21 protein-coding genes and 2 pseudogenes are annotated in these 26,929 nt (G+C 42.2%); 13 read left to right on the top strand and 10 right to left on the bottom strand.

Translation table 11 applies throughout. The features are described 5' to 3' along the window. Entirely contained in the window at window positions 1-2,460 is a 2,460-nt protein-coding gene (ppsA, locus tag ACN222_RS15735; protein ID WP_096637162.1) for a phosphoenolpyruvate synthase, read from the bottom strand. Between the two features lie 560 nt (window positions 2,461-3,020). Here ppsA and ACN222_RS15730 point away from each other — a divergent pair. From ACN222_RS15730 to ACN222_RS15720, 3 genes are all read left to right on the top strand, one after another. Continuing rightward, entirely contained in the window at window positions 3,021-3,380 is a 360-nt protein-coding gene (locus ACN222_RS15730) for a hypothetical protein (RefSeq protein ID WP_044521637.1), read from the top strand. Window positions 3,381-4,089: 709 nt separating this feature from the next. After that, window positions 4,090-5,409, top strand: coding sequence for an efflux RND transporter periplasmic adaptor subunit (locus ACN222_RS15725; RefSeq protein ID WP_010997295.1), 1,320 nt, complete (start codon window positions 4,090-4,092; stop codon window positions 5,407-5,409). A gap of 108 nt (window positions 5,410-5,517) precedes the next feature. After that, window positions 5,518-8,691 carry an efflux RND transporter permease subunit gene (locus ACN222_RS15720; protein WP_010997294.1) on the top strand — a complete coding sequence of 1,058 codons (3,174 nt, stop codon included), beginning with the start codon at window positions 5,518-5,520 and terminating at the stop codon, window positions 8,689-8,691. A 58-nt stretch (window positions 8,692-8,749) separates the two neighbouring features. On the opposite strand, the gene ACN222_RS15715 is transcribed toward ACN222_RS15720, so the two are convergent. Continuing rightward, window positions 8,750-9,256 carry a hypothetical protein gene (locus ACN222_RS15715; protein ID WP_010997293.1) on the bottom strand — a complete coding sequence of 169 codons (507 nt, stop codon included), beginning with the start codon at window positions 9,254-9,256 and terminating at the stop codon, window positions 8,750-8,752. 196 nt (window positions 9,257-9,452) lie between these two features. Here ACN222_RS15715 and ACN222_RS15710 point away from each other — a divergent pair, with 196 nt between their 5' ends. Then, a complete protein-coding gene (locus tag ACN222_RS15710; protein ID WP_010997292.1) occupies window positions 9,453-10,799 on the top strand; it encodes an ATP-binding protein in 1,347 nt (448 codons plus the stop codon). A gap of 12 nt (window positions 10,800-10,811) precedes the next feature. Here the strand turns inward: ACN222_RS15710 and ACN222_RS15705 are convergent, their stop codons facing one another. The 4 genes from ACN222_RS15705 to ACN222_RS15690 form a co-directional block, all read right to left on the bottom strand. Then, window positions 10,812-12,179, bottom strand: a complete 1,368-nt coding sequence (locus ACN222_RS15705; protein WP_010997291.1) for a lipase family alpha/beta hydrolase — start codon at window positions 12,177-12,179, stop codon at window positions 10,812-10,814. Between the two features lie 1,307 nt (window positions 12,180-13,486). Then, window positions 13,487-14,167 (bottom strand): 5'/3'-nucleotidase SurE, encoded by a 681-nt coding sequence (gene surE / locus ACN222_RS15700; protein ID WP_010997290.1) that lies wholly within the window; start codon window positions 14,165-14,167, stop codon window positions 13,487-13,489. A gap of 117 nt (window positions 14,168-14,284) precedes the next feature. After that, entirely contained in the window at window positions 14,285-14,941 is a 657-nt protein-coding gene (gene tsaB, locus ACN222_RS15695) for a tRNA (adenosine(37)-N6)-threonylcarbamoyltransferase complex dimerization subunit type 1 TsaB (RefSeq protein ID WP_044521636.1), read from the bottom strand. 115 nt (window positions 14,942-15,056) lie between these two features. Continuing rightward, window positions 15,057-15,305 (bottom strand): Ycf34 family protein, encoded by a 249-nt coding sequence (locus ACN222_RS15690; protein WP_010997288.1) that lies wholly within the window; start codon window positions 15,303-15,305, stop codon window positions 15,057-15,059. Window positions 15,306-15,390: 85 nt separating this feature from the next. On the opposite strand from ACN222_RS15690, the gene ACN222_RS15685 reads away from it, so the two are divergent. Together ACN222_RS15685 and ACN222_RS15680 are read left to right on the top strand one after the other, a co-directional pair. Then, entirely contained in the window at window positions 15,391-16,659 is a 1,269-nt protein-coding gene (locus ACN222_RS15685; RefSeq protein WP_010997287.1) for a CCA tRNA nucleotidyltransferase, read from the top strand. A gap of 407 nt (window positions 16,660-17,066) precedes the next feature. Continuing rightward, the gene (locus ACN222_RS15680) at window positions 17,067-17,981 is read left to right on the top strand and encodes a polysaccharide pyruvyl transferase family protein (RefSeq protein ID WP_010997286.1); all 915 of its coding nucleotides are present in this window, start codon (window positions 17,067-17,069) and stop codon (window positions 17,979-17,981) included. Between the two features lie 69 nt (window positions 17,982-18,050). On the opposite strand, the gene ACN222_RS15675 is transcribed toward ACN222_RS15680, so the two are convergent. Further along, the gene (locus tag ACN222_RS15675) at window positions 18,051-18,260 is read right to left on the bottom strand and encodes a hypothetical protein (protein WP_010997285.1); all 210 of its coding nucleotides are present in this window, start codon (window positions 18,258-18,260) and stop codon (window positions 18,051-18,053) included. Window positions 18,261-18,425: 165 nt separating this feature from the next. Beyond that, window positions 18,426-18,782 (bottom strand): annotated as a pseudogene (locus tag ACN222_RS15670) (efflux RND transporter permease subunit); the annotation flags it as partial. A 143-nt stretch (window positions 18,783-18,925) separates the two neighbouring features. Between ACN222_RS15670 and ACN222_RS15665 the strand changes: the two are divergent. The 7 genes and pseudogenes from ACN222_RS15665 to ACN222_RS15635 form a co-directional block, all read left to right on the top strand. After that, a pseudogene (locus ACN222_RS15665) lies at window positions 18,926-19,096 on the top strand (IS630 family transposase); the annotation flags it as partial. Between the two features lie 77 nt (window positions 19,097-19,173). After that, a complete protein-coding gene (locus ACN222_RS15660) occupies window positions 19,174-20,319 on the top strand; it encodes an AAA family ATPase (RefSeq protein WP_010997283.1) in 1,146 nt (381 codons plus the stop codon). Further along, a complete protein-coding gene (locus tag ACN222_RS15655) occupies window positions 20,316-20,924 on the top strand; it encodes a DUF4276 family protein (protein WP_010997282.1) in 609 nt (202 codons plus the stop codon). Before ACN222_RS15660 ends, ACN222_RS15655 begins: the two co-directional genes overlap by 4 nt. A gap of 498 nt (window positions 20,925-21,422) precedes the next feature. Next, complete coding sequence (locus ACN222_RS15650) at window positions 21,423-21,902, top strand: GNAT family N-acetyltransferase (RefSeq protein ID WP_010997281.1); 480 nt, start codon at window positions 21,423-21,425, stop codon at window positions 21,900-21,902. 216 nt (window positions 21,903-22,118) lie between these two features. Further along, a complete protein-coding gene (locus ACN222_RS15645; RefSeq protein ID WP_044521634.1) occupies window positions 22,119-22,331 on the top strand; it encodes a type II toxin-antitoxin system VapB family antitoxin in 213 nt (70 codons plus the stop codon). Between the two features lie 108 nt (window positions 22,332-22,439). Further along, window positions 22,440-22,712: a PIN domain-containing protein gene (locus tag ACN222_RS15640; RefSeq protein ID WP_010997279.1), complete on the top strand. Its 273-nt coding sequence runs from the start codon at window positions 22,440-22,442 to the stop codon at window positions 22,710-22,712. A 254-nt stretch (window positions 22,713-22,966) separates the two neighbouring features. After that, window positions 22,967-23,875: a glycine-rich domain-containing protein gene (locus tag ACN222_RS15635; protein WP_010997278.1), complete on the top strand. Its 909-nt coding sequence runs from the start codon at window positions 22,967-22,969 to the stop codon at window positions 23,873-23,875. Between the two features lie 246 nt (window positions 23,876-24,121). On the opposite strand, the gene hemN is transcribed toward ACN222_RS15635, so the two are convergent. Continuing rightward, entirely contained in the window at window positions 24,122-25,504 is a 1,383-nt protein-coding gene (gene hemN / locus ACN222_RS15630) for an oxygen-independent coproporphyrinogen III oxidase (RefSeq protein ID WP_010997277.1), read from the bottom strand. A 366-nt stretch (window positions 25,505-25,870) separates the two neighbouring features. After that, window positions 25,871-26,584, bottom strand: a complete 714-nt coding sequence (locus ACN222_RS15625) for a heme oxygenase (biliverdin-producing) (protein ID WP_010997276.1) — start codon at window positions 26,582-26,584, stop codon at window positions 25,871-25,873. Window positions 26,585-26,929 lie beyond the last annotated feature (345 nt).

Genomic DNA, 26,929 nt, shown 5'->3' with positions numbered 1-26,929 from the left:
TCAGCTTTGCTGTTCCACCTTAGCTATTTCCAGCATCGTTTTTAATACAGAGTCGGGATTGAGACTAATAGAATCAATTCCTTCTTCTACCAAAAACTGGGCAAATTCCGGGTAATCGCTTGGTGCTTGCCCACAGATGCCGATTTTGCGGCGTTGTTTTTTTGCAGAGGCGATCGCCATTTTCACCATTTGTTTCACAGCTGGGCTACGTTCGTCAAATAGTCGAGCGACTAAAGCTGAATCTCTATCTAATCCTAGTGTCAGCTGAGTCAGGTCGTTGGAACCAATGGAGAAACCGTCGAACACCTCTGCAAACTGTTCGGCCAAGATGACGTTACTTGGTAACTCGCACATTACATAAACCTGCAAGTCGTTAACACCTTGCTTTAAACCATGTTTCGCCATCTCTGCTAAAACCAAACGTCCCTCCTCTGGTGTGCGACAGAAAGGAATCATGGGAATAACGTTAGTTAACCCCATTTCATCCCGCACCCGCTTGATAGCATGGCATTCTAAAGCAAAACCTTCTCTATAACCTGGATCGTAATAACGTGCAGCCCCCCGCCAGCCCAGCATCGGGTTTTCTTCATCTGGTTCAAATTGGGAACCCCCTGCAAGGTTGCGATATTCATTACTCTTAAAATCGGACATTCGCACAATCACAGGTTTGGGATAAAAGGCGGCGGCAATTCTGCCCACACCTTGGGCTAATTTATCTACAAAATATTGGGGTTTATCGTCATACATGGCGGTGATAGCCGCAACTTTGGCTTTTTGTTCTGCATCCGCTAAATTGTCGTAGTGAATCAACGCCAAGGGATGGACTTGGATTTGGTTAGCAATGATAAACTCCGTCCTGGCTAAACCAACACCATCATTAGGAATTGCCGATAAACTAAACGCTTCTTGGGGATTACCCACATTCATCAAGATTTGGGTATGGGTGCGGGGTAAGTTTTCTAAGAGAACTTCTTTCACTTGAAAAGGTAATAACCCAGGATAGACTTTACCTTCTTCACCCTCCGCACAAGAAACCGTCACCTCTTGACCAGTTGTTAATACTTGCGTGGCTTTACCACAACCAACGATCGCCGGCACACCCAATTCCCGTGCGATAATGGCCGCATGACAAGTACGACCACCAGAATTGGTAATAATTGCACTGGCACGTTTCATAATTGGTTCCCAATCAGGGTCAGTTCTCTCTGTCACCAGCACCTCCCCAGCCTGAAATTCTTCTATTTGTTTGGCATCTAAAATTACCCGCGCTTTCCCTTGGCTAATCGCTTCACCAATGGCGCGTCCAGTGACTAGGGGGATGAGTGATAAATTCTGCGTTTTCTCCCCAGTCCCCAGCCCCAACCGATAACTCCGCAACACATTCCCATTCTTCTGGGACTGCACCGTTTCTGGACGGGCTTGCACTACAAAAAGTTGGTTGGTAATGCCATCTTTTGCCCATTCAATATCCATTGGGGTGTAACTACCGTGGGCTTGAGAATAATGGTCTTCAATTAAACAAGCCCAATGAGCTAGTTGTAAAATATCTGCGTCACTGAGAGCAAATTTATTTTGTTCTACTATTGATACTGGTTCATTTTTAGTAGATTGGGAGCCTTCATCATAGACCATTCTTAATTCTTTACTGCCCAATTTTTTATCAATAATTGGTTTAAATCCTGTTTTTAATGTCGGCTTAAATACACAATATTCATCTGGATTAACTGTCCCTTGGACAACGTTTTCGCCTAAACCATAGGCGGCTGTAATTAAGGCTGCATCTTTAAAACCTGTTTCTGTATCAATAGAGAACATCACCCCAGAGGTGGCTAGGTCAGAACGTACCATTTTCTGTACACCCACAGCCAAGGCGACGCTAAAGTGATCAAATCCTTTAGTATGGCGATAGGAAATGGCGCGGTCTGTAAATAGGGAAGCAAAGCATTTATGACAAGCTGCTAATACTGCTTCTGCACCAACTACGTTGAGATATGTTTCTTGTTGTCCAGCAAAACTCGCATCAGGTAAGTCTTCGGCGGTAGCGCTGGAACGGACGGCGACATCTGTATCAGGATTGTACTGCTTACACAAACTTTCATAAGCAGAGGCGATCGCCTGTTGTAATTCTAAAGGAAATGGGGTGTGCATGAGGAGCGATCGGGCTTTGAGTCCCCGTTCTTGTAAATTTCTCACATCCTCCACATCTAAATCTGCAAACAGTTCCCGTAACTTGGCTTCTAACCCAGCCGATTGGATGAAATAACGATAAGCGTAAGCAGTAGTAGCAAATCCTGTCGGTACGTTCACGCCTTTGGGTGTCAGTTGTTGAATCATTTCCCCCAATGAGGCATTTTTACCACCCACTAAGGCAATATCTTTAATGCCAACTTTATCAAGCCAGAGAACCAACGATTCCTCTTGAGAAAATTTTGCCAAAGTGTTTTGAGATACTGTCACCATCAGTATTACCTCCCTGAATTAATGCTTTGGTTATGGAGAATTAGTTTTTTGTTGCATTTATTTTTTTTCTTTTGGCGGTCAGACAGAACGCCATCGCAGCACCATAAACACGATCAATACTGTTTATACTTCCCTGTGTGCTTAATAATTCCTTTGGGATCACCATAGCAAAAAAAAATAGATTTTGGTTTCTCACACCATGTCTTCAAGATTCGTAAACAAACCAAAACTATTGTTCCAGTATCCCCACAGATACTTATATTTTTGTAATAATCAAATCTCTTTCTTAAGTAAGTAGTCCGTCAAACCACAAAACTATCTTAGTTAAGAAAGATGAACTAAAATCCTCCCTCCTCATTCCTTCAGCATAATTGGCTATTCCCGACTCCAAATTTTTATGCTGTCCTACTTATATCTTTGGGTATTTGCTTCCAGAACCAGCAGTTGTTTAAACTTTTTATCTTGAAATTTATTTAATAAATTATCTCCGACGAAAGTTTATATATAACCACAGTTACGGATATCATATATGACGTAGAAGGAGATATTAGGTGACAAAAATGATGGGAAATCAACAAATAACCTATCCACTAGCTCCACTCAGTCTGAACAAAGATGAACTAAGTATGATTCGTAATCGCCGTGCTGTCAGGCGTTTACGCATGGAACAAAATTTTGCTTACTGGATATTTAGAACTGTGACAATTTCCTCTATCGTTGGTGCTGTATTGTTCGGTATAGGTGCCATAACTTGTTGGAAATTAGAGATGAATAGTCAACCAATTCCCACCATCAATAACAGACAAGATTGGCAAACAAAAAAGCACGTATGTTTGGGTTGGATGCTCTTTGCTATTTCTAGTTTTCTTGCTAGTGCTTCATTAGCTAAAAAGTCTGATGGGTTGACAGCAGTTGAATAAGTTTCATTAGCTAACTTAGGCAATAAGAGACTATTTATAAAATCAATCGGACTCACCCATGAAAACGAAAAATCAAGGGTGTAAGGGAGAGTTATTGTACAAGTCCTTTCCCCTACACCCCATCCAACACCTGAAGCTTGTGAGAAATGCGAGCCTTACACCCATACACCCAGTCCCAACAGAAAATCTGGGTGCGTAAGTCCTCATAACAATCCTATTAAATATTTTTAAGCGCAGACTACACCGAAAAAAAACAACTTGGTTGCGTTAGGGAGATATGATATTTTGTAATGGTCGATACTCATCAATTCCAATAATTATGATAAATAATTTGATTGGTTAATCTTGTAAACTACATTTAGTTTTACCGGGAAAAATAATAATTAAAAACTCATCTATATAAATCAAACTAAATCAACAAATATCAGGAAACCTCTATATTAATAATTACAGAAAAATATCGAATCTCGAAAGCAAGATTAGAAAAATTTTAGCAATAATTGAAAAGACAAGATATACTCTTGATTTGTAAACTAGACTTTATCATTCACCTTTAGGTAGATTGGCGAAAATATAAAAACAGTATATTTTGGGTGAGCTAACACAAAGCTATTTATGGAGACTCATGCTAAATAAGTAAATTCCATGGCCTACATATTTATCCTTGTGACAATGTTTAGTTAATTAGTTCTTAGGTTCGCTGTAAACCATGTCATCCTCTGAGCCTCAAACTGATTTTAGAGATAATCTTCCCCAGGAACCCCCTGAGCCACCACCAAAACAACGGCGGTGGCTCAGGTTATTGTTGGCTGCCATCCTCTTATTAGGGGGTGGAACAGCGATAGTTTGGCGGTTACTGACTCCGAGCGATCGCCCACCCGCCACTGCTGAGGCTCAACCGCCAGGCGTAAGAGTAAAAACATCACCAGTACAAGTCGGCACTATTGAAGAAAGCACAGATTTTGTGGCTAGCTTAGAGTCACGGCGTTCCGTCACTCTCCAACCAAGAGTACAGGGTCAAGTGACCCAGATATTTGTGAGATCGGGAGATGCGATCGCCTCTGGTGCAGCCGTGATTCAAATCGACCCCAGACAGCAACAAGCAGCCGTTATCAGTAACGATGCAGCCACCCAAGCTAGCAAAGCACAGCTAGAAAACGCTAATGCTACCCTCAAATCCTTAGAAGCGGAAAGATTATCTAATGTTGCTGATGTGCGATTGAATCAGCAAGAGTACGACAGGTATGCTTCTTTAGCTGACCAAGGGGCTGTATCTCGGCAAACCAAAGATCAGTATGCCAACAGACTAGCTACAGCACGAGCCAATCTCAACGCCATAGAATCTAGGATTCAAGCCCAAAAAGCTAGTATCGCCCAAGCACAAAAATCAGTGCAGCAAGCCCAGGCTAATACTGACGAGCAACAAGTCCAACTCCAGTTCTATCGAATTACTGCCCCCTTTGAAGGCACTGTCGGCAATATCCCCGTTAAAATTGGTGATTTTGTCAATAGTTCCACACCACTACTAACCATTACTCAAAACCGACCCTTGGAGGTTAATATCTCTGTACCTCTAGAACGAGGGCCCCAATTACGTCAGGGAATGCCTGTAGAGATTATGAACACCCAAGGTCAAACACTGGGTACTAGTAGGGTATTTTTCATTGCTCCTAATGCCAGTAACGAAACCCAATCAATTCTGGTAAAAGCCTTATATAACAACTCAAATGGTCAACTAAGGGCAGATCAGCTAGTGAGAGCTAGAGTTATTTGGAATCAACGTACAGGCGTTTTAATTCCGATTACAGCAGTCACACGCATCGCCGGGGAAACTTTTGTCTATGTAACCCAAACGGAAAAAACGCCCCAAGGAACCTCCCAACTAGTTGCACGGCAAAAACGCGTGCAGTTGGGTGATATCAGAGGGAATAATTACCAAATCATCAAGGGATTACAGCCAACAGACACAATTGTCACCTCAGGGCTGCTGAATCTCCGTGATGGCGTTCCTATTGTTCCTGAATCTTAGTGTCGGGGACTAGGTACTAGGTACTGGGAGAAGAAGATAAATCTTACTTCCAATCCCTAATCCCTAATCCCTAATCCCCATTCCCTAATCCCTAATCCCCATTCCCCAATGTTTGTTGACTTCTTTATCAGGCGACCTGTATTTACAAGTGTCTGCGCCATTATCATTTTGCTAGTAGGCGCAATCAGTATACCTACGCTGCCTACCGATCGCTATCCTGAAATTAGCCCCACACAAATTGTTGTTAATGCTAACTATACTGGAGCCAGTGCGGAAGTCGTAGAAAATACGGTGACAAATATCTTGGAGCGCCAAATCAATGGCGTTCAAGGTATGAAGTACATGACATCTAGCAGTAGTAACGATGGTACTAGCACTATTACCATCACCTTTGACCCATCACGGGACAAAGATATTGCCGCCGTTGATGTCCAAAACCGCGTGTCCATTGCCCAGCCCCAGTTACCAGAGGCTGTACAACGTACTGGGGTCACAGTCAGCAAACAATCTAACAATATCCTGTTAGCGATGGGGCTGTATAGCGAACAACAGGAATATAACACCGTATTTTTAAGTAACTACGCCGACCAATATATAGTAGATGCCCTGAAAAGGCTTGATGGTGTAGGCGAGGCGCGGATTTTTGGTGAACGGCGCTATGCTATGCGATTGTGGCTTGACCCGAATCGTCTAGCCAGTCGCAAGTTGACGGCTCAAGATGTGATTGATGCCATCAACGAACAAAACATACAGGTAGGGGTGGGGCAAATCGGACAGCAGCCTTCCCTACCAGACCAGATGTATCAAATAGACTTACAGGCTCGCGGCAGACTCTCCGAAGCAACGGAATTTGCCGACATGGTAATTAAGACTGGAAGCGATGGCACACTCATCAAGCTCAAAGATGTGGGTCGGGCAGAATTAGGGGCGGAAAATTATAGTTCTTTTCTGCGATTCCGAGGTAATGAGGGTGTGGGTATAGGGATATTCCCTACCCCAGGTAGTAATGCCTTAGAAGTATCCAAAGCAGTGAAAACCGAAATGGCTCGGTTAGCGCAAAGCTTTCCTCCAGGGTTGAAATATCAGGTGGCGTTTGATACAACCCTGTTTGTGGAGGAATCCCTTGCAGAAGTGGTCAAGACATTGATAGAAGCGCTGATTCTAGTTGTCTTGGTAATTTTTATCTTCTTGCAGGACTGGCGTACAACCCTGATTCCGGTAATTACCATTCCCCTAACTTTGATTGGGACTTTTGCCTTTATTAAGGTTTTTGGATTTTCCATTAACACCTTAACTTTGTTTGGTCTGACATTAGCTACGGGGTTAGTGGTGGACGATGCAATTATTGTGGTGGAAAACATCTCCCGGTTAATTGAGCAAGAGGGAATGTCACCCCGTCAGGCTGCATCCGAGTCCATGCGGGAACTATTTGGGGCTGTAATTGCCACTTCCTTAGTGTTGATGGCGGTATTTGTTCCCGTTGCCTTCTTCCCAGGTACTACAGGACAGATTTATAAACAGTTTGCCCTGACCATTGCCTTTTCGATGGTCATCTCCACCTTTTTGGCTCTGACACTCACACCTTCCCTTTCAGCCTTATTGCTACGTCGGGGACAGCGCCCCCGTGGTTGGTTAGGCAAGATTTTTCACCAGGTAAATAGGTTTTTGGATTGGATGCGCCGGGGATATGAGCGATCGCTTAATTTTCTCGTGAAGGTTAGGGCGATCGTTGTCTTATTATTCCTCGCTTCTATAGCCTTAACAGGCTGGGTTTATCTCAGCGTACCCACAGCATTTATTCCTGAAGAAGACCAAGGCTATTTCATCACGATCATCCAAGGGCCAGAAGGAGTTTCTCTTAACTACACCAGCAATGTCATGGCTCAGGTGGAAAAAGAAATCCTCAAATTGCCAGAAGTTACAGGTACTTTTGCCATTGGTGGCTTTAGTTTTAGTGGTAACAGTGCCAACAGTGGGGTAATTTTTACTACTCTCCAGCCTTGGGATGAGCGCCAACAACCAGGACAATCAGCACCAGAAATTATTGGTAAGTTGGCAGGAGTCTTCTCCAACATCACCGAAGCCAGAATTTTCCCCGTTAGTCCTCCACCCATTGATGGTTTAGGAAGTTTCGGCGGTTTTCAATTTGAACTGCAAGATAGAGCAGGTAACACTGGCTTAGAAAATTTGCTGCAAGTCATGGGAGAAATCATGATGCGCGGTAATCAGACTCCTGGTTTACAAGGTGTATTTAGTACTTTTAGTGCTAACACACCCCAGATGTTAATTGACATCGACCGCAACAAAGCCAAAGCTTTACAAGTTGATGTAGACGAAGTATTTAACACTCTGCAATCTTACTTGGGTTCCAGGTACGTCAACGATTTTAATTTCCAACAAAGAACTTACCGGGTTTACGTACAAGCAGATGCTCAATTCCGTTCTAACCCTGAGGATATTGGTAAGTTATATGTCCGCTCTGCCAACGATCAAATGATTTCCCTGAGTAATCTAGTGACAATTACTCCGGCGACTGGAGCGCAAACAATCAACCACTACAACCTATTCCGTTCAATTACCATCAACGGTGCGGCTGCGCCTGGTTATAGTTCTGGTCAAGCAACTACAGCTATGGAAAAATTAGCAAAAGAAGTTTTACCCGCCAGTATGGGTTACGAATGGTCGGGGATAACTGCGGAAGAACAAGAATCAGGAGGTCAAGCGCCCCTGATTTTTGGACTAGGCTTAGTCTTTGTTTTTCTCGTGTTGGCAGCTCAATATGAGAACTACGTTGACCCATTAATTATTATGCTGTCAGTTCCCCTAGCTATTTTGGGAGCCTTATCGGCTCAGTGGCTGCGGGGTCTGAGTAATGACGTATTTTGCCAAGTAGGTCTAGTCATGTTGATTGGTTTGGCAAGTAAAAACGCCATTTTGATTGTGGAATTTGCCAATCAACTGCGCGAAGGGGGTTTGCCAATTATCAAAGCCACCGTGCAAGCATCACAAGAAAGGTTGCGACCTATTCTCATGACTTCCCTATCTTTCATTCTTGGTGTCTGGCCATTAATCAATCCCATAGGCGCGGGTGCAGCTAGTAGAAAATCTCTCGGTACAGCCGTGGTGGGGGGAATGATTGTCTCAACTGTATTGAGTTTGTTTGTTGTGCCTATTCTGTACATCGTGATTAGTAAAATCCGCGATCGCTTTAGACCCAATTCCCCACACCTACCGCTAGATTCTGCCCATGATGACAAAATTCCCTCAACTAGTCATAGATGAGGCAGAGGGGGACAGGGGGAGAACTTACTCCCAGAGTTTCGCCCAATCCCCGGTCTCCCTAATTTGTTAATGAATCTTTCGGAGGAGTAGACGTTTCTCCAGTTGTCTCTGGGGTGGTTTCTGAGCTTGAGAGGTCAAATTGAACTTCCCAACCCAAATATTTTTTGACAAACGAGTTAGCCCACTGAAAAGCTAGTATTAAAGGCCAGAACAGAATTTTTAGAAATAAACCTACTACCTCATTCACATTGGGCTGTTTAACTTCTAGCCATTTGCGAAAATGAAAACCACTTTGAAAACCTATACCCCAAATCCAAAATATCAGGGCAACCAAGGAAACAAATAAAAAGACAATCAGAGCGATCGCCTGTTTTAACAGTTTCCAAGTCTTCGCAACGGCTTGTTGGTAAACAACAGCCGTATCCTGTTGTGAGAGAGTTTCCCATAATTGTGTCGCCTGCTCTTGCACAGGATTGATCTGCACATAAGCATCATTCCTGTTGTAAAGAATTGGCATGATATTATTCTGGGAGTTCTGATTTTGCTCAACTACAGACTCTTGCATAAAAGCTAATGTTGTCCTCCTAAATATGAGAACATGGGTTTATCATATTGCAAATTTTACTTCTAAATTTAGATTAAAACTTCAGATCATAAATTTTCTAAAAATATCCCAGTCAATTTTATTCACTAATCACAAAACACGTAAATTTGTAAGACTTTTTATGAAGTAATATCAACATTCAATTAGGCTAAATCAAATGATGACGCTTGATGCAAATGCTCAAACCCTGCAATATGCGCTTGATTACCTTGCTAGGGTGATTCAGTGGCGGATCACTTCATCTTTTCACAATCAGGAACAGCAAGCAATTACCATTCCTCAGCCACCCCATGATTTATTAACAGCAGAAACACCTCTAACTCAATTTATCTGCAAGCATCAATTAAATACTGCTGAACAACTGACTCTGTTGATAGCCTTAGCACCCCATTTACAGGCAGATTTTTTTGATCAACTCATCACCTCCCAGTTACCGCAAGCAGGCGATTATCCCCAAATTGGCGGTTGGCGGGGAAAGTCCCATCGGGGATTTTTGCCCACTGGTGAGACAATACTATTTATAGTGGCAGGAAATCAGTTTAGCGATCGCTTTCGTCTCCAGCAACTCTTTCATAATGAGCATCTGTTTGTCCGTGAACGAGTGCTATACCTAGAGCCACCAGCCGATGGTGAGCCTCTCATGAGTGGTAAACTCATCATCACCCAAGACTATATAGATTTGTTTACTCAAGGTCACTTTTCTTCCCCTCAATTCAGTATCAACTTTCCTGCTCAACGCATCTCGACAGAAATGGAATGGGAAGATTTAGTACTCAATACACAGACCTTAGATCAGATTCATGACCTCAAAGCCTGGATAACCCACGGTTCCACCATCCTTTATGATTGGGGAATGAAAAGAAAACTTAAGCTAGGCTATCGGGCTTTATTTCACGGCCCCCCTGGTACAGGTAAAACACTCACCGCTAGTCTTCTAGGCAAGTATACAAACAAAGAAGTTTACAAAATCGACCTGTCAATGGTGGTATCCAAGTTTATTGGTGAAACCGAAAAAAACTTGGCTAATCTCTTCGCTAAAGCTGAGAGTAAAGATTGGATTTTATTCTTTGATGAGGCTGATGCTCTATTTAGCAAACGTACAAATGTGCGTGATGCTCACGACAAATACGCCAACCAAGAAGTTAGTTACCTATTACAGCGTGTGGAAAACTACGATGGATTAGTTATCCTCTCTTCTAACTTCAAGAGCAACATTGATGACGCTTTTATCCGTCGCTTTCAAGCAATAATTCATTTTCCCCTACCCAGTTCTAAAGAGCGATTGCAAATATGGCAAATGGCTTTTCCATTCCAGGTCGAGCTAGCTGAGGTAGTCAACCTCTGGGAACTTGCAACCACCTATGAACTGAGTGGAGCCGACATTATGAATGTGGTACAGTATTGCTGCCTGCAAACCCTCAAGCGAGGTGATACCGTGATTCACCAAGAGGATTTGCAAGCCGCTATCAAGCGAGAGTTTGGTAAAGCCGGGAAGATTGTTTAAGGAAGAGATATGTCACAATTTTGATTCAGCGAAAGCCATAAACTGCAATAATCGTTTTCTTGTTTGTCGCTTAAGTCTTATTTCCACTAGCGTTGTGGTAAATGGATAGAAAAATTTGATCTCTTTCTGCTGCAAAATATGAGAAATATCTAGCTCTAAATCGGTAATAGAATCAAAATTTTCTGCACTAGAAGCATATCCTGTATAACGCACATACTCTGAATTTGATGACGCAACAATACGTATCTGCAAATTTTGCAAATTTTTAGTCTTTGTGATGTCTACATGAAAACAGCGTAGACTCTTATCTTGTGCATATACGTGAACATCTACACCAAAATCTTCAATTCGTTTCCATTGGTTGTTTTGTGCTGTTGCCAATTCAATATAGTAATCAGGGATTGGCTCATCATTATCATCTATCGCCCGAATGATAAACTGTTGCCATTCTGCATTCTCGGAATCATTTGGTGATAGGGTCTTTAAAGTTGTCTGATGCCAAATATTAATATCTTGTTCAGATGTAAATTGTAATGCCTGAAATACTGACTCTACCAAGTCTGAACTAGGATCACCCATAATTCTGCCGTGGTTATGATCCTTAACTCTCACTGCATGGGCAATACCACTATTTTTCCAGGGTGAGATAGATAATTTATCTTCAGGTTGCTGTTTAGTAAAATCTATAGTTATTTTACGTGTTCTCAGTTCACATCCAGCCCACCTGACAACACCATCTGTACCATCAAGCGGTACACCAACTCTATTTGTGATTCTTCCAAGAAAGTTATTTATTAATGATGATTGAAAGAACTGTTGTGTTCCACAGAAGGTAAATACAAAAGGTGTATCACTATCTGAACCGTAAAATGTGGTTTCACCTAGTAAATCTTTATGCGCCAAATCCCAACTGAACTTACTACCTAATTCCAACGCATCTAATATGCGAGTTCCTGCTTCTAAAAAGTCTGGCCCCCACTCTCTGTTTCCTTTAAACAGCGCACCTAAAAAACTGCGGCCTTTGTGGGCAATAGGAGAACCAAAAGTGGCTGGTGCTAATCCAATCAAGTGCTGGAGTCGATAATAACCTTGGCTAGAGTATTTCGCCAACCAAGCACGAATCACCAACATTCCAGTTGAGTGAACGATCGCATCGAAGGTTCTGTTATTACCTAATTTCTCCGCTAAAGCTTGATCTAGTCCTTCAGCAATATCTTCAATGTTAATCTCATTAGATAGGGATACATATTTACAAATATGAATAATCTTGACATCATAATTATTTTCTTGAAACTTTTTTATCCACGTTTGAAAAGAGTTCCCCGTATCAGAGTAACCGTGGAGCATAACAACTGGATTTTTGGGAGTTGCATCTGACATAAGCTTATTTACAGGTAGTAGATGTCATTAATTTTGAAAAATATCCACCCACAAGGATGGCATTAAACTAGCTCACAAATAAATGACACATCCAGCACCACAAGTTAAACAGCCAATCCTTGCTCTAGCTCCTCATTATCTCAGGTTTAATTTATAACTAGGGGTAACTTTGAAAAACTTTGTCTAAATTTCCCTAAATTGTGACAAAATTGTCACACTCAGCGCTTCTGGTTTAATTTTTAATAATTGAGTAAAATTTTATACGTAGGCTAACGCTCATATTTCTAACTATGTGAAGAAATTTAACAGCGTTGCAACTTACAGATAAATTCTTGGCTTAGGTAGATAACTCTGATATTAGGTAAGAAATAGTTACAGCGAATATCGCTAACAAGACAGGAATGATAGTGCTAACCTCTATTTTTCTGTGCTTAATGATTTCAATTAATGACACTGGTACAATTAAAGGCCAGAAAACTGTTGTAATTAAACACATGACAAGAGTTAAAAACTTATCTTCTGGGGAAGACGTAGGATGGCGCAGGGAAAATCTCACCCAGTTGCTAAAAAAATAGCAAGTCATGAGTAAGTAACTAATCCATAGAGTTAATTGTATTTGATTCATAATCAAGGCTCTGGGAAACAAATTTGATTATTCCTCCAAAATAACTTGGTCGAATTAATTACACAACGGATTTAATAGCAAAAAAATCAAAAATTAACAGCAAATATAAATACCTATTCACGAAATGGATTGGGTTAAAATATGAAATGAGCGCTGGGTACAAATACTAGCCCTAAAGCACTAGGCAATTGTGAATTGCGTTGGCGTTAGCCTCGCCGCAGGCTATTGCGAATTGATTTAATGCTCATATTGGAATTAAAATCAAAAAAAGCAAGCGTCATGTACTGACGCTTGGGTAAAAGAGTTATGGATGATCATGAATCTTGGGAATGATTCTGAGGAAATAGGTAGGCGATCGCCGCCCAACCAGATGCAGTGAGTAAACTCACCAAAAATGTAGCCAGAACAAAATTAAACATACCAACTATCTACAAAGCCTCCGTAGTGAAGGTGTCGGCTGTGTAGTTTTAACTTAGCAGTTGGATATGACGGGGATACAACCAGATTGTGACGATGATTTGTAAGTTTTACCTTTGTGACAGTAAGCTAATGCGCGGCTAAATTGTACAACTACTAACAAGGACTGTTAACTGTTAACCGTTAACCGTTGACTGTCAACAGCCCTCACGATGGATTGTGCAACTTAAAAGCAGAATAGCTTATGAGGGTATCGGGATTGAGTTCAAACCCTTAATTGTGTAATGGCAATGTTACCTGTAAAACAAACATCCACATCACTCCCTGGTGTGCGTTCACGCTTGCCATATTCACCCACATAATAAAAATCGTCACCATCAATGCGATAGTTGGCTGGTAGAGGTTTAGTGCAAGGCTGACAAAACACCAACTCTGGTTGGGTTTCCCCTGGTTGTAGATGGGGTAAATTGACATTCCAAAAGTATCCCGGTTCTAAAGGACGGTGCAGTAATTCCTCTAAAACTTCTGCCGTCCATTTAGCAGCTAGTTCCCAATCAAAATTTTGCTTGGCTTTACGATAGTGAGAAATAGCAACCCCGGCAATACCGTGCATAGCAGCTTCTCGGACAGCCGCAACAGTGCCAGAAATGTAAGCATCAACTCCCAAGTTACCACCAGCGTTGATACCTGACAAAACAAACTTGACATCCTGTGAAATTTGTGTAATTGCAATTCTGATACAATCGGCAGGAGTACCAGCGATCGCATACTCACTATCAGAACGTCTCTGGAGATTAATTGGCCGAGTAGTAGTAACTTGATGACCACAACCTGATTGATGGTCTCTAGGTGCAGCAACGATAAAGTTTTTGCCACTGACAGCTTGAGCTAAGGCTTTAATCCCCGGTGCATCAATACCGTCATCGTTAGTTAAGATTATGGTCATGAATCAATTCAAAATACCCTACGGGAAGCTAAAGCTACAAAATTCAAAATTCAAAATTAATGATTAGTCAACAGTTAACAGTCATTACTTTTATAACCTCCATGCTCCCTGCCTTCTTCATACATCTACAGGATGTTGTCCATAATACGGTAAAGCTTCCGACCAGTTAGGGCGCTTACCTTGTTGCCATTCTAAATTAGCAAGCTCCAAAATACTTGTCACCGTTGCTGCTAAATCGACTTTGGCTTCTACTAACTGGTAATCACTTTGCCAGTTAGCTAGAATCTCCTGCCATGCTTGTGGTGTAAATACTGTATCAGGTAATAAAGTTGTTAATTCATTACCATGCAAAGAAGACTGATAAATCGCGCCAAAAATCTGACCTCTTTGAGCCGGCATTTCCACTGCAAGAGCTTTTGTTTGTTGATTTTTACCGACTTCTGCCCAAGCCACTGCGGCTAAGGTAGAAATTGCAAACACAGGAATATTTAACTGTTGCCCTAAAGTGCGAGCCAGGACAACACCAATACGAGTTCCCGTATAACCTCCAGGCCCTTTGGCAACTGCAATAAAAGCCAAGTCTGCCCAAGTTTGGGGGGCGATAAATTCTACTAAATATTGATGTATATAACTAGATAAATCTCGCCCTAAATTCCACACTTGGGAGCGAGTTTCGCCAGCAAAGTTACTAATTGCTAGCCCCAATTCTGGGGTAGTAGTGTGGAGGGATAAACCGTATTTTGTTGATTTGAGGTCTTCTATTTGCGTAGTCAAAGTAAATTAGTATAGAGCTACTACCTTATTTTTGAGTTATGTGTAGTAGCGCGTCAACCTGAAAGCCTAGCAAGCGCCAAATCAAACTATCCTTTTCCTCTGATTGACAAATTAATCAAGTCGGGACTAACTCACCCGGACGCAACTTCGACCACTTGCCCATTTCTGACTTAAAGCTGAGACAACCAACAACATCCCATTCCATTTCAATCACATCATCTTTGGTGCGAATGTTAACGTTGATGGAGGGTTCATTAGGGTCAAAATCTGGGGTTTCAGTTAAATGGGGTTGTTGGTGTTGTGCTTCTACGGCATTATAAGTTACACAACGGTCTACATAGTGGCAGTTTACGCAAATACACATAATAGAACCAACTCCAAGTCCTTTATTGTTAATCTAGCTTAAGCTAAAGCATTCAGCACCAGTTACTGGTTAGAGTTTTATTACAATGTCTGGATTTGTTCCTTCTACCCTAGCATCTGAAAATTGGCCTTTTAGCCTGGAATGGTTGCCACAACCTGCTTATATGGTTGGTGGTGCGGTGCGGGATGCCATGCTAGGTAGAAGTCGAGAATATCTGGATCTAGATTTTGTGATACCATCGGACGCTGTGAAAGTAGCTAGAACGATCGCTCATCGTTACCAAGCTGGTTTTGTTTTACTCGATCCGGTGCGGCGAATTGCGCGGGTGGTATTTCCCCAGGCTACAGCCGACTTTGCTCAACAGGAAGGGGATAGTTTAGAGACTGATCTGCATAGAAGGGATTTTACAGTTAATGCGATCGCCTACAATCCCCACACCCAAGAAATCATCGACCCCCTCAACGGTTATGCTGACTTACAGGCGGGTGTGTTGCGGATGATAGCCAAAGCTAACCTCAAAGACGACCCTTTACGTTTATTACGAGCTTACCGCCAAGCCGCTCAACTAGGCTTTACTATTGAACCGACAACCCAAGCCGCTATTCGTGATTTAGCATCACATCTGTGTCAAGTCGCCGCCGAACGAGTGCGAGTAGAAATTGGCTATTTACTTGCTAGTCCTCAAGGTCATACTTGGATGGCAATTGCTGAGAATGATGGTTTACTCAAGCAATTCTTCCCAAATACCACACCTGAAAGCTTTCGTAAATTAGCGGTAGTTGATGAAGTCGCTGATTTATTGGCAAAACAGTGGCCGCAACTAGGTGTGGAACTGCAAGGATACGTCCGGGAAACAGTAAAAACCACTTGGCTAAGTATTGCCAAACTCGCTTGTCTAGTCCACCCTGATCCAAGTGTTGCAGAAATCGAGCTGCAAAAACTCACCTACAGTCGCGCCGAGATTCGCGCTGTAACTACGGCTGTGAAACTATTTCCCCAGCTAAAAACAGCTAATACCTTGCGAGAACAGTACTTTGTGTTTCAAGAAGCAGGTATGGTATTTGCAGCGATCGCTGTTTTAGCTTTAGTACAAGATATCCTGGTAGAGGCGATGTCTGGCGACAATCGGCTATCCGCTTACTCTCCATTGATCACCCGCTACCTTAACCCTGATGATCTGGTCGCTCATCCCACTCAGCTAGTAAGTGGTAAAAATCTAATGATAGCACTCGATCTTCCCCCCTCGCCACTGGTGGGAGAATTACTAACAGAGATTGCGATCGCCAGAATTGAGGGGAAAGTGACAACAACAGAAGCAGCGATCGCCTTTGCTAGACAGCTACTTGAAGGTTAGAAATTGGTTTTTCATTGATATATTTCGCAAATTTGGCTATCTTGCCAGGTTTATAAATCTTTACTGATCTGTGAAAAAATCACTATTCAAGTCCGGTTAATTACTTACAATATGGTTGGTTGAAATGGTCATGGGTAATTAGTAATGGGTAACTAGGGTGATACGCACCTAAATCAAATATTCTTGCGTCAGGGCTGTCCATAGTCAAGACTCCAGAGTCAAAGGCTAGCTTGGACTGTGGACTGTGGACTTTGGACTTTTGACAACCTGAGTGCGAAATATACATTAAATGCGTAATAGCTTATTACTGGTTACTAATGACCAAGGCCACGGGTATGATAGGTGTTCAACCGGACACGATATAATCTCTAGTCTCTATGCTCATGAAAGTTATATTTTAGTTAACTATGAAACTTTACTATTGCAAGTATCCAGAAGGTAGGCAAAATTTTGGAGATGCGCTGAATCCTTGGTTGTGGGAAAAACTGATTCCTGGAATCTTAGATGATGATGCCAATTGCGCTTTTGTGGGAATTGGAACGCTCATTAACGACGCACTCCCACGCCGTACCCCCCAGGCAAAATTGCGAGTTATTTTTAGCACAGGCGCAGGCTACGAAAAAGCTACCCCTGTGATTGATGAGTCTTACCATATCTACTGTGTACGAGGGCCAATCTCAGCAGAAAAACTGGGTTTGAGTAGCGATTTAGCGGTTACAGATGGCGCACTCTTGCTACGTAAATTAATAGATCACAGTTCCGTTCCCAAAAAATATAAATTCTCCTATATGCCTCACTATAATTTTGCGGGAGATGGTTGGCAGAGAGTTTGTGATCAATTGGGTTTTGGCTACATCAGTCCAGCTTGGGAAATTGAAGATATTTTGACACGCATTCGTCAAACAGAAGTTCTGGTTTGTGAAGCCATGCACGGAGCGATTGTTGCAGATACCCTACGAGTACCGTGGATTCCAGTCAGCACCCATCCCTCGATTCTGCCCCTCAAGTGGCAAGATTGGTGTGCTTCTATGAAACTTGAGTATCAGTCTTACTCCCTGAGTCACTTTTATCAACCCCGTTTTTCTACAGGTGGATGGGCGAATAACAAGACTACTAATAAGTTAGATAATCTCCTGACTCCAGCCCGAAAATTGCAGGACTGGCTACGACAGCAAAAAACCGCACGGGAACTGTCTAGTTTAGTGAAAGTAGCCAAACCTCACCTGAGCAGCGATGCTCGGATTGAAGAGATGTTATCCCGATTAGAAGGCTGTTTGGAGCAGTTTAAACTGGATTTTGCTCAAGGTAAGTTCAAGATTTAACTGTCAGTTGTCAGTTGTTAGTTGTCAGTGATTCCTCTCACTGCGCCCTACCCTCCACTACTAAGTGGGCTATTCTACGTCATCGCTACCGAAAGTCACACAAGGACTATCAATTTCTTGGGATGGTTGGAAGGAATTGCAGAAAATGACAACGGCACAGTTTACCCCTAATTCTTCCGGGTGAACACAGGCGATCGCTCCTTCTACCTTGGCGTGAAAAGCACAATCGTGGCAAATAATCTGACTCAAAGTGCGTAAAGAGTTCATTGAGTCAGACATAAGCCAAAATTTTGGTAATTTATTTATATTTTACCAAAAGTCTCACCGTTCGCGGAATAGAATTCGACTAAGAGGAATTATCCACAAGATTGCTACAAGTATCAGGTGAAAGCCCAAGTAAACTCATGATTTTCACAGCACTTTTTTGTCACAGCATCATTGTTATTAGTTTGACCAGGTTTGGTTAATCAAAACAGGTTTCTGTTGAGGCATTAATTGTTTGCCAAATTTGGCGTAGAGAGCTGGAATAACTAATAAAGTCAAAGCTGTAGATGTAAATAAACCGCCTAAAACGACAATTGCTAAGAGTTGTAGAATTTCATTTCCAGCCCCACTAGCGATCGCCAAAGGCAGCATCCCTAGTGTGGAAGTAAGTGCGGTCATCAGAATGGCGTTCACTCGTTCCGGAGAACCGTTGACAATCACATCTTTAAGGAGCATTCCCTGAGCAAACTTATTGTTATAGTTGTCTACCAACAACAAGCCATCGCGGACAGCAACGCCAAATAGGGTAATAAATCCAAAATGGAACTCACTAACATAAAAGGTTTCATAACACTCCTCACAATAGATACTGAATTAAACAAAAGTTCTCCATAGTTTGCCAAAGGACAGATGAAATCCAGGTGCAATTGCAGATGTTTTTGTAAAGGCTGTGGAGGTGAAGTCGCAACACTATAAATCTGTGGCTACAAAGGTATGCTCAAACAGGGGACTACCAATCCAAGCCGAATCTTCCCAACACAACAAAAGCCAAAATAACTGACTGGGAAAAGTTTAGCCAGTTTGCAGTGATGCACGGGGATAAGACACAAGCTCAAATGGCACAACTGTGGTCTATTGCTATACTAGGAACGATATAGACTTCATCGCCTAAGCAAGCTCGACGACTTTTACTGGTAATTACAGCCGTATGGACAGATTTGAAAATATATCAGTGAGAGGCTTTCGCCGCTTTCGACAAATTGACCTTGAGATGAGAGATCTTATTGTCATGATTGGGGCGAATGGAGCAGGAAAAACTTCGTTTTTGGATGTTCTTTCAACACTAGCTGCTTCAGCCAATGGCAAGTTGCAAGAAACGTTGCAATCTAAAGGTGGATTAAATGAGATTTTAACCAGAGGCAAAGCGCAGGAGCTTGAAATTGAAGTTTCCATGAGAGTCCCACAAGAGCAACCTTTGAAGTATGGTTTAACCTTGTCTCCTAAAGGACTATCTTACGAAATTAGAAACGAAACTTTAACACAGCAACGAAATCCAAACAAGTCTGAACCGTTTAAATATATTGAATCGCATGGATTAGATATCAAATATTTTCAGGAAGGTAGTGGGCTTTTAAGACCAAATTGGGAACATAATCCGCTTGAAACATCACTCTCTCAAGTTCCTAAAATGTATCGTGAACCTGAGAACTTGAGAAAAAGTCTTGCTTCTTGCACTTACTATGGAGCGCTTGATGTTTCTGAGAAAAGCCCGATTCGCTTGCCTCAGCCAATGCGCCCTGCCAAGCTACCTGGTGCAAGTGGTGAAGACTTAGTTTCCTGTCTCTATGATCTTCGGGAAACAGATGGAGATCGTTTTGAAATGGTAGAGGATGTTGTTTCTACAGCATTTCCAGATTTTGAGAGGTTAAACTTCCCTCCTGTCGCCGCCGGAACTATTTCCATGACTTGGACAGACAGAAACTTTTCTCAACCCATATATGTGCATGAATTATCAGAAGGAACGCTACGTTTCCTTTGGCTAGTGACCCTTTTACAAAGCCAGAGTTTAACAACAATTACTTTACTAGATGAGCCAGAAGTTAGCTTGCATCCTGAGCTTTTGAGACATTTAGTTTATTGGATGAGAGAAGCTTCAAAATATACACAGCTTATAGTAGCAACCCATTCAGATCGACTCATTAGGTTTCTTGAACCACATGAAGTTTTAATTTGTGATCTTGAGGAAGGTGAGGCAAGAATGACTTGGGCAGATACGCTTGATTTAGATAAATGGTTAGAAGACTACAGCCTTGATCAAGTTTGGGCGATGAATTTAATGGGTGGTCGCCCATGAAAATTGCCATCTTAGTTGAAGGGGCTACTGAGGTAGCTTTTAGAGAAGAACTACGTAAGTTTCTCCAAACTCGTTTAGGACAACAAATGCCAAAGCTCAAGTTTATTCCGCAAAACGGTCGAATTCCTAAAGAAGAAAAACTCAGGCGTGTAGTTGAAAATTTACTGACCGGTAATAGTGTTTATGATGCTGTAATTGCTCTCACAGACGTGTATACAGGAACTAAAGATTTTCAAGATGCAGCTGATGCTAAAGCCCAAATGATGAAGTGGGCTGGTAACAACCCCAAATTTTATCCTCACACAGCACTGCATGACTTTGAAGCATGGCTCCTCCCGTACTGGAAAACTATCCAATCCTTAGCAAAACATAACCGCTCTGCTCCTAGTGGTTCTCCTGAAACTGTAAATCACCAGCAACCGCCTTCCTACCATCTTAAAGAAATTTTCAAATCAGGAGGAAGGCAAGATTATAACAAGCCCATTCATGGCAAAAAAATTTTGGAGAAAAATGATTTGATAGTTGCCATTCAAGCTTGTCCAGAACTGAAAGCTTTTATAAACCAAATTATTTCTCTTTGTGATGAAAGCAAAGTAATTGCTTAACCCTTGCATTAAGGCGATGCGAATTTTACTGGTGGAAGATGAAGCAGAATACCCATCAGCAATCCACTTGCCTGCTGTGTGGTGTTATGGCTATGAGCTAGGGTGTTAACTTTGTACCATTTTAGGTGTTCAAAATTCATGCAAAATATATGCCAGTATTTCTAATCAAGGGGGCTACGCACAGCCTTACCACCCCGATTCAGAACATGAGTATAGGTATAAAAAATCACGAAGAAATCTGGCATAATACCCAGGCAGGGATGTAAAAAAGAAGTTTTCCGTATATTCAGACAGGAGTTCGTTGTAATGCTTGATATATTAGGATTGACAAAAAATTATACGGAAACTTTCCGTATAATAATATAGTTATGTGGCTCAATTCTGGGTAGGGTAGCAGTTTAAAGGCTATCTGTGAGTATCCAAAATTTAGACGATATTGTTTTGTAGTATTTTGTACTATGCTTGGCGAAGTTCACAGATTTTTGTTGCGACATCAAAATGCACATTGAAGCATACACCCCCCATCATCTTGAGGCTGTTGTTCGGCTTTCGCTTCGGGCATGGACTCCGGTCTTTGATTCACTTCAGAGCGTTATGAATGCTGATGTATATCAGGCGTTCTATCCCAATCAATGGCAAGTGAGTCAGCAAAAATCTGTTGAGGATGTCTGTGCTGCGGAAGACACGAATGTATGGGTTGCGATCGATGAAGGCTCTACTGTGGGCTTTGTCGCTATGAAACTACACTCAGAAGACAGTATGGGTGAAATCTACATGGTTGCTGTCGATCCAGATTTTCAAGGTCATGGCATTGGCAGCGCTTTGATAGAATTTGCTTTAGATCAGATGAAAGATGCTGGGATGTCTATTGCGATGGTTGAGACGGCAGGTGATCCTGGTCATGCTCCAGCACGTCACACTTATGAGAAGGCAGGTTTTGAGCTTTTCCCAGTGGCTAGATACTTTAAGGCGCTTTAAGTATGGACTGGAGTCTCAAGGTTGTCTTTGTTCTGTGGCTAGTCAATGGCGATCGCCGCATAACAACCCGGCTGGAGCGGACTGTTGGGAGATATTGGTAGTGATACATAAGACTTCAGCCAACTAACAAAGATATGCCCAGAGGTGGGTTGGTCATCTATTTGGTTAAAATGTAAAGAGAATAATTATGCCTACTTCAATCCAATATCCATATCTATGCAAATTACCCTTAACCTTGATGAATCGCTTCTCAACGAAGCTTTTCAACTGACTAACCTCACCACCCAAGAAGAACTGATGAATCTTGCTCTACAAGAATTCGTGAGATCGCGCCGTAAGAAAAACCTTCTCGACCTTGCGGGACAGATTCAATTTGCCCCAGATTTTGATTATAAAGCCCTACGTGAAACTCGTTATGTTGCTGATTGATACATCTGTATGGATCAGCGTCTTCCGTAATCGTAGTGGTCAAGTTCGCCAGCAACTTGAAACCCTGGTTGCGAATCGGCAGAACTCACTCGGTTCACCCAGCTTGAATTGTTGCAAGGTAGTCTGAATGAGCAAGAGTGGACTCTCCTCTCTACTTATCTTGAAGCACAAGACTACGTTGAACTAACACCTTCTTCGTGGCGAGAGGCTGCACGTATCTACTACGACTTGCGCCGCCAAGGGCTTACCGTTCGTAGTCCAATCGATTGCTGTATTGCTCAAGTGACACTGGAAAATAATTTACTTTTGATCCATGATGATCGTGACTTCGAGACCATTACTCAAGTGCGATATCTTCAACACCTTCGTTTTCAGCCTTGAATCCTCTAATTGTACTTAAGGGTTATTGGTAAGGTAAGCCAGCTAACACTGCGTTGGTGCGGACGGAGCAGAAATTGTCGGTGAGAGTTCAAGCTTGTCTGCCGCCGCACAAATTCACTGTTATACGGCTTGAGTCCTCTGTGGAGAAACAGTTGTAGTGCTATTCATTAGACTTCAGAACTATGTCAGCTTTCGACGAATGTTAAAGGCGATGTTAAATTCTGAGTAAAGTTTATCCAAATTCAGTAAAAAAGATGGTGAACTCTGAAGGGTTAGCTAGCACGGGTGTTCAAGCAATGAATACTGAGCAAATAGAGTTATATGAGCGAATTCAAGCATTTTCGTTAGACAAACCAGATGCTCCGTTATCATTTAGCAAACGACTGGCAAGAGATAATGGCTGGTCATTGCAGTACGCTCGGCAAACCATTGAGGAGTACAAGAAGTTCGCTTTTTTGGCTGTAGCAGCAGGGCATCCAGTTACCCCTTCAGACCAAGTAGACCAAGTTTGGCATCTGCATTTGACCTATACGCGATCATATTGGGAAGAGTTCTGCTCACAGGTTTTGCAAACACCGTTGCATCATGATCCAACTCTTGGCGGAGAGGCTGAAAATCAAAAATTTGATGATTGGTATAGCGAGACTTTGGAGAGCTACGAACGATTTTTTGAAGTAAAACCTCCATTAGAGATTTGGTCTACACCAAAGGATCGTTTTGGGCGCGATTTATATTTTGTGCGCGTCAACACTCAACAAAATTGGGTATTGGCAAAGCTGCAAGTTCAAAAAGCAGCAACAACAAGTACCGCTATTCTTTTCGCTTTGATATTAAGCGGTTGTTATATAGGCAATTTTGAAAACAATATCGATCCATTTACAGGGGCTATACTCGCCGTTATTTGTATTGCGGCAGCATTTGGCGTTATACGATTTCTTGTAGGGATAGTAGATTTGATGAAGAATCCTTCACTCCCTCGTATCAGAGGAGGTTGGGGCGGCAGTGGTTGTGGATCTGCTGGCTGCGGGGGTTGGGGTAGTGGATGGGGATGGGGCGATTCTAGTGGTCATAGTTCTGGTGAGTCTGATGGCAATGATGGCGGCAGTGATTGCGGAGGTGGAGGTTGCGGAGGCTGTGGAGGTGGAGGCTGTGGAGGTGAATAGCCGTATAACAATTCACTTGGAGCGAACTAAAGGAAGCCTCTGGATCTGACTCAGTAAATTAATCAGTTGCGATCGCATGACCCTGAAGTTCATCAAGTCCGAAACTAGCACCAATCAGAGGACTATAAAAAAACTGAGGATTGGAGACTAGGTAAATTTTTCTCCCATACCTCAGCCCTTCGGGTTCGCAGTCGCTTATGGGGGAAACCCCCAAGACCGCGCTGTCTCACCCCGCGCCCCTCTGAATTAAATAGTCCGAGAGAATTGTTTGTCTTGATTGTGGTGATAAATATCAAAGACAACAGCGATATTCCTTACTAGTAATCTACCGATTTCTGTTACTTGGATGTGTTTGCTGGAAAGACTAACTAATCCATCAGCCGCTAATGGTTTTAAAGCTGCAATTTCTTGAGAGAAATATTCATCAAAATTAATGTGATATTTGTCCTCAATCTCTTGTTTATGCAGATAAAAGTTAGACATGATACACATAATCACATCCCGTCTGAGAATATCATCGGTTGTGAGTTTGATACCCTTGCTCACAGGTAAAGCATCACCAGCAACGGCTTGATAATATTCTTTTAACTGCTTGTGATTCTGCACATAAGCATCATGCAGCATACTAATAGATGTCGCACCAAAGCCGAAAAGTTCTGTACCGGCGTGGGTGGTGTAACCTTGGAAGTTGCGCTGGAGGGTGTGGTTACGTTGGGCGATCGCTAACTCATCGTTATGTTTGGCAAAATGATCCATCCCGATAAATAGGTACTGGCTATTAGTCAGTTCCTCAATAGTCATTTTTAAAATTTCCAGCTTTTCCTGCGGTTGGGGTAACGCCTCCAGGGGAATATTTTTCTGGGCTGGCTTCAACCAAGGAACGTAGGCAAAGTTAAAAACTACAATGCGATCGGGGTCTAATGCAACGGTTTTTTTCACCGTCTCCCGAAATGTTTGCAAGGTTTGATGGGGTAAACCATAAATTAGGTCTACATTTACACTATCAAATTTAGCAGCTTTAATCCAACTCATGACATTCACTAGCAGTTCTTCCGGTTGGATGCGGTTGACAGCTTTTTGTACTTGGCTATTAAAATCCTGAATACCAAAACTAATCCGATTAAAACCAATCTCACGCAAAAAGGAGATGTAATTTTGATCAACGTAGCGGGGGTTAATCTCAACAGATATTTCTGCCTGTGGATCAATATTGAAGTGGCGATGAATATGTTTCCACAAAAATTCTACTTGGTCACAATCTAAGTAATTAGGTGTCCCACCACCCCAGTGAACTTGCAATACTTTTCTATCTGGATCAATCAAGTTACTTGTATGCTTGATTTCTCTCACCAGATGCTCTAAGTATGGTTTAGCAATATTTTTGTTGTTGGAAATGACCGTATTACAACCGCAAAAATAACAGGAACTCTGACAAAAGGGAATGTGGAAATACAACGATATGGGCGATTTTCTGTGATTTGAGGCGGCGATCGCACTTTGATAATCGGCGGCGCTGAATCCTTCAGTTAACTGTGTAGCGGGTGGATAACTGGTATATCTAGGTGCAGGAGTGTCATATTTTTTGATCATGTCTAGATCAAACTTGACACCAGGTAAGACAAAAACCATCAAAACCTCCAAGGTACTGCAACCACACCATGCCGCTACGTGGAAGTCAAAATACCCTATGGGAAGCGCAAGCGCTACAAAATTCAACAACACCTATCGACTGAGTTATGGGAATTTTGCCTAATGATATTTTGATTTCCGTCATAACTGACTAGTGGTCGGTTATATGGGTATAGGGGACAAGCAATTTGTTTTTCGACGCACAGCAAATTGCTAATAAAAGCTTTATGCTCTAGCTGCTTCTTAGTTTAGATATCAACGCTAGACCGTGATGTGTTGATTGAACTAAATGAAGGGATTAGGGTCTAGGGATTGGGGACTGGGGGAAATTTTTATCTAATCTTTCTCCCCCATTTTTTCCTTGCTTCAAGATGCTGCTGCTTCGGTGCTACCTGGGTTGAGGGTGCTAGTCAAGCTATTAAATACTACTTGACCGAGAGCTTTAATTAAATTACCTTCTAGGTCTGTAGCCATTTGCATATTGAACTGGAAAGCGCTATTGGCTTCTGCAACAATTCTATCTGCTGTGGCATCGTCAACGGGTACAGAGTCCAATGCCTGACGATACTGGTCTTTGAAGGCTTTTTTGTCAGGGATTTGCTCAAAGTTATAGAAGGATGTACCCTCGTAGCCAGAGAGCTTTAAGGTTGACTGAGCAATTTTTTGCAACATCTGACCGCCAGAAAGGTCGCCCATGTAGCGGGTGTAGGTATGACCAATTAATAAAGCGGGTGCAGTGGCAGAAAGCTCTCGAATATGCTTGATATAAGCTTGAGCGCTAGCTGAGGGGGCGATGAGGCTACGCCATTCACTACCATAGTAAAATACCATGTCTTTTTCTAAAGAGGCTAGGCGATTCAGTTCTGGGAAGTAAATCGGGGCGATCGCCGGATTGTTGGCATGGCTTTGAATCGCTGCTTCTAATTCACTGTAGACGAAATACAAGTTGCTTAAAAATTTGGCGAAGCTTTCTCTATCGACAACGCCTTTCAAAAAACATTTCATGAATCCCACGTTTTCTGCTGCTGTGTGAGCTTTTTGAGTGCCAGCGCGCAGTTTAACAGCTAGATTGCTACTCATTTTTGCTTCCTTGTTATTCAAACGCCAGATTTTTAGGCAGTCACATTCATCAACTTTGGATGGCTACCAGAGTTGTGAAGATTGTTATTCTAGGTTTAGAGAGGCTGTGCATTAATCTGTCCGGCAATTACCACTGCCCAGATAGATCCAGACTATTTTTAGCCCCAAAATCATTTAACTATTAATGATTGTATAACTATATGGCTATTAATATTTTTTTATATTTCCCTTAATCTCACGTAATAAAGTAAATACGCATCATGAACTGCACACAACAGGAGGAAATGGCGACTCAGCACTTTCAAGGTGGCTAATAAAAGCATCAATTCCGGCAACAAAATTTTC

Source organism: Anabaena sp. FACHB-595, assembly GCF_048568275.1.
GTDB lineage: Bacteria > Cyanobacteriota > Cyanobacteriia > Cyanobacteriales > Nostocaceae > Trichormus.
Note: the sequence above shows the minus strand (reverse complement) of the source record. Positions and strands in the feature narration are given on the sequence as shown.